Raw genomic sequence first — 277 nt, 5'->3', positions numbered from 1 at the left:
ATTACAATGTCTATGCCTATGAGCCGGAAAAGAGAAAGGCGCTGGACCGTTGGGGGGAGGAACTTATGTCGATCGTCGCGCCACGGAAGGCCGCTCACGATGTCGGGCTCGGCGAGCGCTTGCAGTTTTCATCTCGAGCGTGATCAGCGCGCCGATAGTAAGCATTGACGGCGAACTTCTCCTTTTCCAGACGCCCCTGCTTCTTAAGCTCCTCGGCCACTGCCCGGATCCTGCCTGCTTTGACGCGAAGGCTTTGCGCTGTTGCTTCGATGATGGC

General features: G+C 57.8%; 1 protein-coding gene. It reads right to left on the bottom strand.

Annotated features, from left to right (window positions below):
- Positions 1 to 94 precede the first annotated feature (94 nt).
- A partial coding sequence (locus tag R0J92_RS22725; protein ID WP_411053330.1) for a hypothetical protein occupies positions 95 to 277 on the bottom strand: 183 nt, incomplete at its 5' end.

It is taken from the genome of Tritonibacter sp. SIMBA_163 (assembly GCF_046535935.1).
In the GTDB taxonomy this organism is placed as follows: domain Bacteria; phylum Pseudomonadota; class Alphaproteobacteria; order Rhodobacterales; family Rhodobacteraceae; genus Epibacterium; species Epibacterium scottomollicae.
This window is presented reverse-complemented; position numbering and strand designations above follow the sequence as displayed.